Consider the following 12,238-nt stretch of genomic DNA (forward strand, 5'->3'; position numbering starts at 1 on the left):
GCACCGGCCCCGCCCGCCGCCGCCTCGGCCTGCCCCGCGACGCCTACGTGCTGCTGTTCGTCGGCCGCATCCAGCCGCTCAAGGCGCCGGACGTCCTGCTCCGCGCCGTCGCCCGCATGCTCGCGGACGACCCCTCCCTGCGCTCGAAACTCGTCGTCGCCGTCGTCGGAGGCCCCAGCGGCTCGGGACGCTGCCGCCCCGAGGGGCTGCAGGACCTCGCGGCCGGACTCGGCATCTCCGACGTCATGCGCTTCGAGCCCCCGAGCCCGCAGTCCGAGCTGGCCGACTGGTACCGGGCCGCGGACGTCACCGTCGTCCCGTCCCACAGCGAGTCGTTCGGCCTGGTCGCCGTCGAGTCGCAGGCCTGCGGGACACCCGTCGTCGCGTCCCGCGTCGGCGGCCTCTGCACCGCCGTCGCCGACGGCGACTCCGGCGTCCTGATCCCCGGCCACGACCCCGCCGACTACGCCGCCGTCCTGCGCCGCCTGCACGACGAACCCGGCCGGCACGCCCGGCTCTCCCGGGGCGCCGTACGGCACGCGCACTCCTTCGGATGGGACGTCACCGTCGACAACCTCCTCGACGTGTATACCGGTGCCATGTCCATTCCGGCCGTCAGGGTCGCCACTCCAGCGGAGGTCAGCGCTTGAATCCCGTCGACACCATCAGGGAGGCCTTGAAGGCCGCCGAGCTGGAGTTCGACGAGCCCCGCGAGAACGCGTTCTTCGTCAAGCTCCCCGGCCAGCACAAGCTCGCCACCATGACCTGGCTGATCGTCGGTGAGCACAGCCTGCACGTGGAGGCGTTCTTCTGCCGCCGCCCAGACGAGAACCACGCCGAGTTCTACCGCTTCCTTCTGGAGAAGAACGGCCGCATGTACGGGGTCGCCTTCGCCTTGGACGACGTCGGCGACGTCCACCTGGTGGGAAGGGTCTCGCTCGACTCGGTGACGCCGGACGAGATCGACCGTCTCCTGGGCTGCGTCCTCACCTATTCCGACGAGAACTTCGACAAGGCCCTCGAACGCGGATTCAAATCGTCCATCCAGCGTGAATGGGACTGGCGGGTCAAGCGCGGCGAGAGCCTCGCCAACCTCCAGGCCTTCGCGTCCTTCGCCGACCCCGCCAACCGTGAGCCCGCCGACGGTGAGGGACGCTGACCGGGCCGATAAGCTTCGGTGTCATGGCGACCCTGGTATTGCTCCGGCATGGCGAAAGCGTCTGGAACGCGGAAGGGCTGTTCACCGGCTGGGTGGACGTCGACCTGTCCGCGAAGGGCGAAAGCGAGGCGACCAAGGGCGGCGACCTGCTGCTCGACGCCGACATCACCCCCGACGTGGTGCACACCTCCCTGCTGAAGCGGGCCATCCGCACCGCCAACATCTCCCTGGACGTTGCGGACCTGCTCTGGATCCCCGTCAAGCGCTCCTGGCGCCTGAACGAGCGCCACTACGGCGCCCTCCAGGGCAAGAACAAGGCCCAGACCCGCGAGGAGTACGGCGAAGAGCAGTTCATGACCTGGCGCCGCTCCTACGACACCCCGCCGCCGCCCATCAAGGACGACGACCCCCTCTCCCAGGTCAACGACCTCCGCTACGCCGAACTCCCCTCCGAGCTGATTCCCCGTTCGGAGTGCCTCGCCGACGTCGTGGACCGCTTCCTGCCGTACTGGTACGACGCGATCGTCCCCGACCTGGCCGCGGGCAAGACCGTCCTGGTCGCCGCCCACGGCAACTCCCTCCGCGGCATGGTCAAGCACCTGGACGACCTCACCGACGAGCAGGTCGTCGGCCTCAACATCCCCACCGGCATCCCGCTCGTCTACGAACTCGACGACGACTTCGCCCCCCTCAAGCGCGGCGGCGAGTACCTCGACCCGCGCGCCGCCAAGGCCGCCATCGAAGCCGTCAAGAACCAGGGCGCGGCGAAGAAGGACGGCCCCAAGCCGCCGACCCCGCCGCTCCCGAAGGACGCCAAGGACGCCAAAGACGACAAGGACGCCAAGGCCAAGTCCAAGCCCAGGCGCGGCCGGAGGAAGTGACGCGCGGGGCCGGCGGTCACCGTCAGGCGTAGACGGCGTCGTGGAAGGCGATCTCCGCCTCCAGCATCCCGTCGAACCAGCGCCGGAGCCGCTCGTCGGTGACGTCGCCCGGCACCGCGTCGACCTCCTGCGCGAGGGCGTGGACCCCGTCGCGGAACGAAGCGTCCGCGTGGAGCGCCACCCAGTCGGCGATCGGGCCGGGCGGGACGGCACCGCCCTCGTGCGCACGCGTGCACCACGCCAGGTACAGGCTTTCGGCGGCGAACATGACGGTCATCACCGCCGGATACCCGCCCTCGCGGGCCGCGTCCAGCGCGAACCGCGACAGCATCGCCGCCCGCTGGCCCGCGCCCGCGCGGGCGGGCACGGGCCACGCGGCGCGGGCGGACCGGAAGTAGTCGGCCTGCTCCGTGGTCAGCGCATGGGCGGCGCGGGCGTTGCGTTCCATCGCCGTCCAGTTCGGGGCGTCCCAGACGGCGAGGCCGTGCAGCCGCGCCGCCGTCGCGACGAACGACGCCTCGATCTCCAGGTAGTCGGCGTACTCCTGGTCGCCGATCGCGCCCCGCGCGACGTCCTGGACGAAGCGCATGGACAGCGCCCGCTCCATCGTGCCGGAGCAGGCGCGGAGCAGCCGTCGCGAGCGCGTCATCCCGCGAGCCACTCCACCAGGCCGCCGAAGACCCGGGCATAGCCGTCCCACTCCTCGCAGAACGGCCTGGGCGCCCAGTGCGGGGAGCAGTCCGAGGTGAACACCGCCGACCGCCCCGCCCCGTGGCCCGCCACGGCGACGAGCGGGTCGTCGCCGACGGTGGCCAGCACGTCGGTCCCCGGCCGGGGCCGGACCCGGTTGTAGCCGAGCAGGGCGGGCCACGCGCCGTCGACCCCGCCGAGCGCCGGGTGGGACGGGTCGGCGACCCGGGCCCGCACCCCGCCGGGCGTCTCGACGCGGTCGTCCTCGGGGAGCAGCTCGACGGGGAGCGCCTCGTGCAGCGCGGTGTTGCGGAAGGCCGCCTTGCCCTCGAAGCCCGTGAACGACAGGTAGCCGCCGATCATCAGCAGGCCGCCGCCGGTCCGTACCCAGTCGCGCAGGGCGCCGAGGCGGTCGGCGCCGGGCGTCGCCTGGTCGAAGACCTCGGGGGCGAGCTGGATGGAGTTGGCGCCGATGTCGGACAGCACGACCACGTCGTAGGCCGACAGCGCGTCCGCGTCCCCCGGGAACCCGGTGGGGACGAGGTGGGCGGGCAGGTGCGTCACCTCGTGCCCCCGGCTCTCCAGGGCCCGGCGCAACGGCTCGACCCCGGTCACGTAGGAGCTGACGGTGAAGGAGTCCACTCCCTTGATGTGGGTGGACTGGGTGATCCAGCTCTCGCCTGCGATCAGGACGCGGCTCACTATCGATCCTCTCTCTCGTTCAGGGTGGGAACCGTACCGTCGGGGACGGGAAGTTCAGCCCGCGGCGGCGGCCTCGAACAGCCGGGCGGGGTTGGCGCGCAGCAGCCCGGCGGCGGTCTCCGCGGGCACGCCGAGCGCGGCCAGCCGCCGGACGAACAGCATCGGCACGTACTGGAAGCCGTTGCCGCCGTAGGTGGTGAGCATGCTCTTGAGGAACACGTCGTGGCTGAGCAGCAGCCGCCCGCCGTGGCCGCGCCCGATCAGCCCGGCGACCGCGCGGGCCGTCTCGTGCGGGGCGGGCGACTGGCCCTCGCCCGGGTAGGAGAACGGCATGCCGATCATGTCGAACTCCAGCCAGACGCCCCGGTCGGCGACGGATTCCTGGTAGCCGGGGTCGGCGTGGGACGGATCCATGTGGCACAGCACGACGGCCCCCGGCGGCACGCCGTACCCGTCCAGCACGATGTCGAGCACCTCGTGCGCCCGGCGCTGCCATCCCGGAAGGTGCACGTACAGCGGGACGCCGGTCTCGCGCTGGGCGCGGGCGGCGGCGCGCAGCGCCGTGTGCTCGTCCGGGGTGAAGTCGGGCGACACCCCGATCTCGCCGATCACGCCGGGCCGGATCCCGGTGCCGTCCGCGCCGCCGGTGAACTCGGCCACCAGCTCGGCGGCCAGCGCCTCCTCGCCCGCCGACGCCAGGTGCGCGGGATGGTACTGCTCCAGGTACCAGCCGGAGCCCATCACGATCCGCAGCCCGCTGTCGTCGGCGAACGAGCGCAGCGCCAGGGGGTCGCGGCCCAGCCCGGGCGGGGTGACGTCGACGACCGTCCCGCCGCCGGTGGAGGCGAACGCCCGCAGGTCCGCGAGCATCGCCGTGTCGTCGTCCAGCGTGCAGTGGTCCAGGCAGGCGTAGGGCTCCTCGCGCAGCAGCCAGGCCAGGCCGGGCGTCGTCCGGGCCCCGCGCAGGAACGCCAGCGCGGGGTCGGCGGGTGCCCGGACGGCCGCCCGCACGTCGTTGCGCAGGTGCTCGTGGGTCAGGGTGAGCCCGAGGTCCGTGGCCGGCACCGGCCCGGACACCGTCGTCGCAGTGGTCGGACGCACGGTGGTCGGACGCACGGTGGCCGGACGCGGCGTGGCCGGCCGCGGTGTGTCCGGCGCCGTCATCGTGTTCGTCCCACCATCCGGGAGGCCAGGTCGGCGATCGAGCGGCCGCGCAGGTTGATCCAGATCGCGGTGACCAGGACGAGGCCGGTGACGATCGGGGTGAGGAACGGGCTCACGCCGAGCAGCGTCAGCCCGTTGGCGATCACACCGGTGATCACCGCGCCGATCAGGCTGCCGACCATGGTGCCGCGCCCGCCGAACAGGTCCGTCCCGCCGAGGACGACCGCGGCGATCACGGTCAGCTCGAAGGCCTGCGCCGAGTTGGCCGATCCCGACCCGAGCCGGGCGGCGGTGAGCAGCCCGGCGACGCCGGCGGCCATGCCCGCGAGCATCAGCGCGATCATCTTGATCCGCCGGGTGTTCACCCCGGCGCGGCGCACCGACTCCTCCTGGGAGCCGATGCCGTTGACGTAGTTGCCGAACCGCGTCTTGGCGAGCAGCACCCAGCCGGCGACGACGAAGGCGAGCGCGATCCAGGCCAGCGCCGAGAAGCCGAGGAACTCCGCCTCACCGATCTTGGCGATGAACAGCCGCCGGTCGATCGGGACGGAGAAGCCCTCCGTCCACAGCTGCGCCACCCCGCGGATCACCGACATCGCGGCGAGCGTGACGATGAACGGCGGGATGTTCTGGTACGCCGACAGCCAGCCGTTCACCGCGCCCCAGAACAGGCCCGCGGCCAGCGCCGCGACGATCACGATGGACGAGTCCCACCCGGCCTTGAGCAGCTCGGCGGTGAGCACGGCGACGAACGCGACGGTCGAGCCGACCGACAGGTCGATCTGCCCGGTCGTGATCACGAACGTCATGGCGACCGCGACGATCAGCGTGATCGCGACCTGGGTGGCCAGGTTCGACATGTTGTCGAAGGTCAGGAAGTTGTCCGCGGAGACGCCGAAGACGGCGAACAGCGCGGCCGTGACGCCGACCATCGCCAGCGTCGCCTTGTTGGTGCGTTCCCACAGGCCGGGCGTCTCGGCCAGGACGGTGGGCGCGGGCGGGGCCTGCGCGCTCATCAGGCCACCTCCTCGGTCGGTTCGGCGCCGGTACGGGTGATCATGCCGACGAGCCGCTCGATGTCCAGCGCGGACACGGGCTCGTCCTCGACGCTGCGGCCCTCGTACATGACGGTGATGCGGTCGCAGACCTCGAACAGGTCCTGCAGCCGGTGGGTGATCAGGATGACGCCGACGCCCTGGGCGGCCACGTCCCGGATCATCCGCAGCACCTGGCGGACCTCGGCGACCGCGAGCGCGGCCGTCGGCTCGTCCAGGACCAGCACGCGCGGCTGGAACGACACGGCCCGCGCGATCGCGACGGCCTGCCGCTGCCCGCCGGACAGGTGCCCGATCTCCTGGTAGGTCGACTTCACGCGGACGTGGAGTTCCGAGAGCGTCTCGGCCGCGTCGCGGTGCATGGCGCGGCGGTCGATGAAGGGCCCTTTGCGCGGCTCGCGGCCGAGGAACAGATTGCTCGCCACATCGAGCGTGTCGCAGAGCGCGAGGTCCTGGTAGACGATCCCGATCCGTTCGCGGCGCGCGTCGGCCGGACTGGAGAACCGGACGTCCCGGCCGTCGATGGTGATCTGGCCGGAGTCGTGCTGCAGCGCGCCCGCCAGCACCTTCATCAGCGTGGACTTCCCGGCGCCGTTGTCGCCGACGAGCCCGAGGACCTCGCCGGGGCCGAGGGTGAGATCGACGCCCTGGAGCGACTTCACCGCCCCGAACGACTTGGTGATCCCTTTCAGCGTGACCAGCGGCTCTTCGCTCATCACTTCTCCAAGTAGTACAGGTAGCTCCGGACGTTCTCCGGAGTCACGATCTGGGTCGGGACGGGGACGTCCTTCGGTGCGTCCCGCCCGCACGCCAGGTCGATGGCGGCGTTCATGGCCTCGTAGCCGAACCTGAAGGTGTTCTGCTGGACGACGCCGACGATCCAGCCGGCCCGCAGCCCGTCCACCGCCTGCGTGGACAGGTCCCAGCCGACCACCTTGAGGTCCTCGGTGCGCTGCTGGCTGCCGACGGCCGCCGCGAGCCCGATCAGGGCGGGCTCGCCGGTCGCGTACGCGTAGGGCAGGTCGGGGGCGCCGGTCAGCAGGTTCTCCGCGGCGGTCTGCGCGTTCTCCTGGACGTTGCGGCCGTCCACCACGTTCTTGATCTTCATGCCGCCCTCGGCGGCCCGGTCGGTGAAGCCCTTCTGCCGCTCGTTCTGGACCGTGCTGTTCAGCGCGCCCACGACGCCGATGTCGCCCTCGCCGCCGGAGATCTCCAGCAGCGCGTCGGCGATCTGCTTGCCGCCCTCGGCGTTGGCCGTGCCGACCTGGGTGGCCACGGCCGGGTCGTCGACGGTGGCGTCCACCGCGACGACCGGGATCCCCGCCGCGTCCGCGCGCCGGACCGCGGGCTTGATGCCCTCGGTGTCCACCGCGTCCACGATGATCGCGTCGTAGTCGTCGGCGACCATCGTGTCGATCGCGTTGGCCTGCTTGGTGGAGTCGTCCTCGCCGTTGACGATCTGGGTCTCCACGCCGGCCTGGCCCGCCACCATCTTCGCGCCGGAGTTGATCTGGTTGAAGAACAGCGCCTGGAGGTTGATCGGCACGATGCCGATCTTGGGCGGCCGGCCCTCCACCCGGCAGCCCTTCGCGACCCGCTCCGGCGGGGGCGGCCCCTGCTCGGTGACCTTCTTCTCGGCCTCGATCTCGCGTCTGGCCTGCGTGTCGCAGCCGATCACCGGCAGCGTCAGGCCGAGCGCGACCACGGCCGCCACCGTGCGCCGCATCATGTCTCCTCTCCGTGGAAGCGGGCGTTGGCGTCCATGTAGGCCAGGACGGTCTCGCGGCGGGGCAGCCCGTCGCGGGCTCCCGGCCGCGTGGTCGACAGGCCCGCGGCGACGGCCGCGACCCTTGCCGCGTCGAGTGGCGAAGCGCCCCGGTCCAGCTCCGCGCAGTAGGCGCCGGCGAAGCAGTCCCCGGCGCCGGTCGCGTCGACGGTGTCCACCTCGATCGCCCGGCCGGCCTGCCGGCCGCCGTCGGGGGTGAGCATCGTCCAGCCCCGCGGACCGTCGGTGACCACCAGGTTTACCCGATGGGCGGCGGCCTCGGCGGCGAGCTCGGCGTCGCCGCCGATGAGCGCGGCGGCCTGGGCGCGGCCCACGAGCGCGTGGTCGGCGGCGCGCATCGCGGCGCGCATCGCCTCCACGCCGTCGCAGCCGTCGAGGTCGACGACGACCCTGGGGCCGCCGGAGTCGCCGGGGCCTGCGGGGTCGCCGAGCACGTCCGCGGCGGCGGGGAACCGGTAGCCGTCCAGGTACAGCCAGCCGGCGTTCATGTCGCGGGCGGCCCCCGCCACGTTCGCGACGTGCGCGGTGGTGACCTGGTCGTCCTGGCTGATGATGGCCCGTTCCCCGTCCGGGGTGACCAGCACGACCGCCGTGGTGAGGACGCCGCCCTGCGAGGTCAGGCCCGTCTCGACGCCGTCGGCGGCCAGCGAGGCCAGGAAGGAGGCGCTGGCCGGGTCGCCGCCGACCACTCCCGCGAACCGGACGCCGGCGCCCATCCGCGCCGCGGCCGCCGCCGCGTTCGCCGCCATCCCGCCCTCGCCGCGCCCGACCGCGGTGGCCTGGACGCGGGCGCCGGGGCCGGGCAGCTCCGGAACCGAGACGGTCAGGTCGACGTTGGCGTAGCCGCAGAACACGATCACGGCAGGACCACTCCGGCCTTCGCCGCGGCGGCGGTCAGCTCGCGCACCTTCGCCGGGTCCACCCGTCCCCACCAGCGGCCGTTGTCCTTCACCGAGGACGCGACGATCACGCCGTCGCAGGCGGGCAGCAGGCCGCCGACGTTGCCGGCGGTGATCCCGGACCCGATGACCACCGGCAGGGTGGTGTGCGCGGCGATCCCCTCGACCTCGTCGAGCGCGGCGGCGTCGCCGGTCCGGGAGCCGGTCGCGATCAGCACGTCGGCGCCGAAGAACTCGGCGTCCTCGGTCTGCTCGGCGAGCGTGCGGTCGGCGACGATCGCGTGGGCGCCGTGCTTGACGTGCACGTCGGCGAACACCTTCACCGGCCCGGCGCCGATCCGGCTCCGGTAGCGGGCGGCGTGCGCCGACTGGCCCTCGATGATCCCCTCGTTGGCGACGTACGCGTTCGCCCACTGGTTGACCCGGACGAACCCGCCGCCTCCCGACCACGCCGAGGCGATCGAGCATTCGGCGGCGTTGGACAGGATGCTCACCCCGAGCCGCCCGCCGGTGGCGTGCCGCACGCGGTCCGTCACGACGGCCATGGCGGCGGCGGTCTCGTACCCGTGCTCGCCCGGCTTGAGGAAGGGGATGTCCCAGTGGTTCTCGACGATGAGGCCGTGGCAGCCGCCGTCGAGGTACGCGCGGGCCTCCTCGACGGCGAACGCGCAGATGTCGTCCAGCGGGACGCCCTCGTAGTGCGGGCTGCCGGGCAGGGGCGGCAGGTGCACGACGCCGATGACGACCTTCGAGGTGCCGAACAGGCCCTCGACGGCGTTCGGCTTGGGAGGGAACACGCCCAGTGCCCGCTCGCCTCCGGTCGACCCCGCCATGGTTCCTCCATGTAATCGATTACATCAGCGCTTTCCGGAACCGTAGAGAACGAATTGGCAGGCCGTCAAGGGGCTGTATAGTCAGCGTTAACCTTGTCGGTCTGCAGGACCTCGCCCTGGGGCGGTTCGGAGAGGTAAACGATTGCAGCGGGTGACGATCGCGCAGGTCGCCGAGCGGGCCGGGGTCTCCACGGCCACCGTGTCCCGGGTGCTGTCGGGCCGGGGACCGGTCTCGGCGGCCGTCCGGCAGCGCGTCAGGCTCGCCGCCGACGAGCTCGGCTACCAGGTCAACTCCATCGCCCGTGCCCTGCGCGACGGCCGCACCGACACGGTCGGCATGGTCGTGCCGAGCATCACGAACCCGTTCTTCACCTCGCTGGTGGAGAGCGTCGAGCACGCACTCGGCCGGGAGGGCAAGGAGCTGTTCCTCTGCGACGCCCGCTCCGACCCCGGGATCGAGGCACGGCGGCTCGCCACCCTCGCCGCGCGCAGCGTCGACGGGATCATCGTCAGCCCGAGCCACGGCACGCTCAGCGGCGCCGCCGTGCAGGAGACGGCCGGCAGGCTGCCGCTCGTCCAGCTCGACCGGTTCGTCGGCGGCACGAGCACCGACTGGGTCGGAGTGGACGACGTCGCCGCGATGCGCCAGGTCATGGACCACCTGCACGAGGGCGGGGCGCGGTCGGCGGCCTTCGTCGGATCGATGCTCACCAACTCCTCGACCGAGCAGCGCTTCGACGGGTTCCGGCGGCGCGCCGAGGACCTCGGCATCGCCGTGGACCCCGACCACGTCCTGCTGGGCGACTACAGCGTCGACTGGGGCGAGACCGCCGCCGCGCGGCTGGTCTCCGGCGGCGCGCCGCCGGACGCGATCGTCTGCGCCGACGACCTGATCGCGCTCGGCGTCACCCGCGCGTGCCGCGCCCTCGGCGTCGCGGTGCCGGGACGGGTGCAGGTGACCGGGTACGACAACATCGAGTTCTCGCGGCTGGGCGAGCCGGCGCTGACGACCGTCGACCAGCCCCGGGACCGGATCGCGGCCGAGGCCGTGCGGCTGCTGGCCGCCGCTGCCGCCGGGGACGCCCGGCGGGAGGAGCGCGGGCCGTCGGCGCACATCGCGCTCGTGCCGAGCCTGGTCGTCCGGGACAGCACGCGCGCGGGACCACGAACGGGACCATGAACGGGGGAAGGCGATGGGTGAGGCACTCGGCCTCGCGCAGCGGCTGGTGCGGATCGACACCAGGGGCGGCGGGGAACGCCGCGCGGCCGACCTGGTCGCCGGTGTGCTGGACGGCGCGGGCTTCCACGTCCGGGTGGCGGAGCCGGTCGAGGGGCGCGCGAACGTGGTGGCCCGCCTCGATCCCGCGGCGGCACGCGCCCCGGTCACGTTCACCGGTCATCTGGACACCGTCCCCGCCGACCCGTCCGGCTGGCCGTTCGACCCGCTGAGCGGCGAGATCCGCGACGGCAGGCTGCTCGGCCGCGGCAGCAGCGACATGAAGGCCGGCGTCGCCTGCCAGGTCGAGGCCGCGACGCGCGCTGCCGCCGAGGGCCTCGGCGACGTCCAGCTGGTGTTCACGTTCGGTGAGGAGACCGGCTGCGAAGGCGCGGAGCGGCTCGGCGCGTCCTCCCTCGCTCCCACCGATCTGCTGATCGTCGCCGAGCCGACCGGAAACCGGGCCGTCCTCGGCCACAAGGGCACGCTCTGGCTCAAGGCCACCGCCCGCGGCGTGTCCGCCCACGGGTCCCGGCCCGAGCTCGGCCGCAACGCCCTCGCCGCGCTCGCGGCCGCGGCCGCACGCGTGCACGGGCACGCGGACTGGCCCGCCAGCCCCACGCACGGGCCGGCGACGGTGAACGTCGGCACGTTCCACTCCGGCGTCCAGCCGAACCTGGTGCCCGACCACGCCGAGATGCGGGTCGACGTCCGGACCGTCCCCGGGTTCGGCTCCGACGACGCGGTCGCGGCGATCTCCGCGCTGTGCGGCCCGGACGTGGAGATCGAACGGCTCCTGGACCTGCCGGGCGTCGCGACGGACCCCGCCGCGCCCGGCTTGGCGCCGGTGCTGGAGCTGCTCGCGCCGGGCTCGTCCACCGCGCCGCCGGAGTACGCGACGTACTTCACCGACGCCTCGGTGCTGACCGCCCGGCTCGGCGGCCCCGACGTCGTCGTGTACGGCCCCGGCGACCCCGAGCAGGCCCACGTGACCGGCGAGACGTGCTCGGTGGCCCGGATCGAGACGGCGGCGGACGCGTTCTACCGCCTCCTGCGCCGGGAGACCTGAAAACGAGGCTCAGAGCCGTCCGGGGTCAGAGGTCGGTGATCTCTTCGGGGCGCTGGCCCGTCACCAGGTAGACGACGTTCTCGGCCACGTGCACGGCGTGGTCGGCGAAGCGCTCGAAGTAGCGGCCGGCGAGCGTGATGTCGACGGCCGGTTCGACGCCGTGCTTCCACTTGGGCGAAAGCAGGATGTCGAACAGGCGGCGGTGGAGGCGGTCCATCTGGTCGTCGTCGGCGTCGAGTTCCAGGCCCATCTCGACGTCTTGGGACGCGATGACGCTGCCCGTCTTGGCGATCATCCGCTCGGCGATCTGCCCCATCTCCAGGACGGTGGCCTGCAGTTCCGGCGGGACGGCCGACTCGGGGTGCCGGCGGCGGGCGGTCCTGGCGATGTGGACGGCCAGGTCGCCCATGCGCTCCAGGTCGCCGCTCATGCGCAGCGTGGTGATGAGGGTGCGCAGGTCGCCGGCCACGGGCTGCTGCCGGGCCATGAGGTCGAAGACGATCTCCTCGATCTCCGCGTCGATCTTGTTGACGTGCTCGTCCCCGCTGATGACCTCCTCGGACAGGCGCAGGTCGGCGTCGAGCAGCGCGGTCACCGCGCGGGCCATCGCGGAGCGGACGAGGCGGGTCATCTCCACCAGCCGGTCGGCGAGGGAGTCGAGCTCCTCGTGATAGGCGTCGCGCAATTCAGAATCCTTCGCTGAGAATGGGGCGAAACGGACGGGGGTTTCGGGGCGATTCCGGGGGCCGCCCGGGGCGTCGGGCGGACTTGCCCACGACACAGC

At 72.8% G+C, this 12,238-nt stretch carries 14 protein-coding genes; 5 read left to right on the plus strand and 9 right to left on the minus strand.

The annotated features are described in order from the left end of the window. From E1285_RS38090 to E1285_RS38100, 3 genes are all read left to right on the plus strand, one after another. Positions 1-650, plus strand: a 650-nt coding sequence (locus E1285_RS38090) for a glycosyltransferase (protein ID WP_132159461.1), incomplete at its 5' end; no start/stop codon positions are given. Continuing rightward, positions 647-1,159, plus strand: coding sequence for a YbjN domain-containing protein (locus E1285_RS38095; RefSeq protein ID WP_243723337.1), 513 nt, complete (start codon positions 647-649; stop codon positions 1,157-1,159). The genes E1285_RS38090 and E1285_RS38095, both read left to right, overlap by 4 nt. Positions 1,160-1,182: 23 nt before the next feature. Then, on the plus strand, positions 1,183-2,040 hold the full coding sequence (locus tag E1285_RS38100; RefSeq protein ID WP_243723338.1) for a phosphoglyceromutase: 858 nt from the start codon (positions 1,183-1,185) through the stop codon (positions 2,038-2,040). A 22-nt stretch (positions 2,041-2,062) separates the two neighbouring features. On the opposite strand, the gene E1285_RS38105 is transcribed toward E1285_RS38100, so the two are convergent. The 8 genes from E1285_RS38105 to E1285_RS38140 form a co-directional block, all read right to left on the minus strand. Beyond that, the gene (locus tag E1285_RS38105) at positions 2,063-2,689 is read right to left on the minus strand and encodes a TenA family protein (RefSeq protein WP_132159463.1); all 627 of its coding nucleotides are present in this window, start codon (positions 2,687-2,689) and stop codon (positions 2,063-2,065) included. Beyond that, positions 2,686-3,432 carry a glutamine amidotransferase gene (locus E1285_RS38110; RefSeq protein ID WP_207947119.1) on the minus strand — a complete coding sequence of 249 codons (747 nt, stop codon included), beginning with the start codon at positions 3,430-3,432 and terminating at the stop codon, positions 2,686-2,688. The genes E1285_RS38105 and E1285_RS38110 overlap by 4 nt, the downstream gene beginning before the upstream one ends. A gap of 54 nt (positions 3,433-3,486) precedes the next feature. Continuing rightward, a complete protein-coding gene (locus E1285_RS38115) occupies positions 3,487-4,497 on the minus strand; it encodes a phosphotriesterase-related protein (protein ID WP_243723339.1) in 1,011 nt (336 codons plus the stop codon). Between the two features lie 95 nt (positions 4,498-4,592). After that, positions 4,593-5,612: an ABC transporter permease gene (locus E1285_RS38120; protein WP_132159466.1), complete on the minus strand. Its 1,020-nt coding sequence runs from the start codon at positions 5,610-5,612 to the stop codon at positions 4,593-4,595. Continuing rightward, on the minus strand, positions 5,612-6,367 hold the full coding sequence (locus tag E1285_RS38125; RefSeq protein WP_132159467.1) for an ATP-binding cassette domain-containing protein: 756 nt from the start codon (positions 6,365-6,367) through the stop codon (positions 5,612-5,614). Before E1285_RS38125 ends, E1285_RS38120 begins: the two co-directional genes overlap by 1 nt. Next, positions 6,367-7,380 carry a substrate-binding domain-containing protein gene (locus E1285_RS38130; protein WP_132159468.1) on the minus strand — a complete coding sequence of 338 codons (1,014 nt, stop codon included), beginning with the start codon at positions 7,378-7,380 and terminating at the stop codon, positions 6,367-6,369. Before E1285_RS38130 ends, E1285_RS38125 begins: the two co-directional genes overlap by 1 nt. Continuing rightward, a complete protein-coding gene (locus E1285_RS38135) occupies positions 7,377-8,297 on the minus strand; it encodes a carbohydrate kinase family protein (RefSeq protein WP_165966928.1) in 921 nt (306 codons plus the stop codon). The genes E1285_RS38130 and E1285_RS38135 overlap by 4 nt, the downstream gene beginning before the upstream one ends. Beyond that, the gene (locus E1285_RS38140; protein ID WP_132159469.1) at positions 8,294-9,169 is read right to left on the minus strand and encodes a BtpA/SgcQ family protein; all 876 of its coding nucleotides are present in this window, start codon (positions 9,167-9,169) and stop codon (positions 8,294-8,296) included. The genes E1285_RS38135 and E1285_RS38140 overlap by 4 nt, the downstream gene beginning before the upstream one ends. A gap of 151 nt (positions 9,170-9,320) precedes the next feature. On the opposite strand from E1285_RS38140, the gene E1285_RS38145 reads away from it, so the two are divergent. Together E1285_RS38145 and E1285_RS38150 are read left to right on the plus strand one after the other, a co-directional pair. Next, the gene (locus E1285_RS38145; RefSeq protein WP_243723340.1) at positions 9,321-10,349 is read left to right on the plus strand and encodes a LacI family DNA-binding transcriptional regulator; all 1,029 of its coding nucleotides are present in this window, start codon (positions 9,321-9,323) and stop codon (positions 10,347-10,349) included. 13 nt (positions 10,350-10,362) lie between these two features. After that, the gene (locus tag E1285_RS38150) at positions 10,363-11,454 is read left to right on the plus strand and encodes a M20 family metallopeptidase (protein ID WP_132159471.1); all 1,092 of its coding nucleotides are present in this window, start codon (positions 10,363-10,365) and stop codon (positions 11,452-11,454) included. Positions 11,455-11,479: 25 nt separating this feature from the next. Here E1285_RS38150 and phoU read toward each other — a convergent pair whose 3' ends face one another. Beyond that, a complete protein-coding gene (gene phoU / locus E1285_RS38155; RefSeq protein WP_132159472.1) occupies positions 11,480-12,139 on the minus strand; it encodes a phosphate signaling complex protein PhoU in 660 nt (219 codons plus the stop codon). Positions 12,140-12,238 lie beyond the last annotated feature (99 nt).

It is taken from the genome of Actinomadura sp. 7K507, assembly GCF_004348425.1.
Taxonomy (GTDB): Bacteria; Actinomycetota; Actinomycetes; order Streptosporangiales; family Streptosporangiaceae; genus Spirillospora.

Excerpts from the sequence above, each read along its gene's own strand:
- E1285_RS38140 (WP_132159469.1), bottom strand. The coding sequence starts at position 9,169 with ATGGCGGGGTCGACCGGAGGCGAGCGGGCACTGGGCGTGTTCCCTCCC.
- E1285_RS38130 (WP_132159468.1), bottom strand. The coding sequence starts at position 7,380 with ATGATGCGGCGCACGGTGGCGGCCGTGGTCGCGCTCGGCCTGACGCTG.
- E1285_RS38100 (WP_243723338.1), top strand. The coding sequence starts at position 1,183 with ATGGCGACCCTGGTATTGCTCCGGCATGGCGAAAGCGTCTGGAACGCG.
- E1285_RS38105 (WP_132159463.1), bottom strand. The coding sequence starts at position 2,689 with ATGACGCGCTCGCGACGGCTGCTCCGCGCCTGCTCCGGCACGATGGAG.
- E1285_RS38125 (WP_132159467.1), bottom strand. The coding sequence starts at position 6,367 with ATGAGCGAAGAGCCGCTGGTCACGCTGAAAGGGATCACCAAGTCGTTC.
- E1285_RS38150 (WP_132159471.1), top strand. The coding sequence starts at position 10,363 with ATGGGTGAGGCACTCGGCCTCGCGCAGCGGCTGGTGCGGATCGACACC.
- E1285_RS38120 (WP_132159466.1), bottom strand. The coding sequence starts at position 5,612 with ATGAGCGCGCAGGCCCCGCCCGCGCCCACCGTCCTGGCCGAGACGCCC.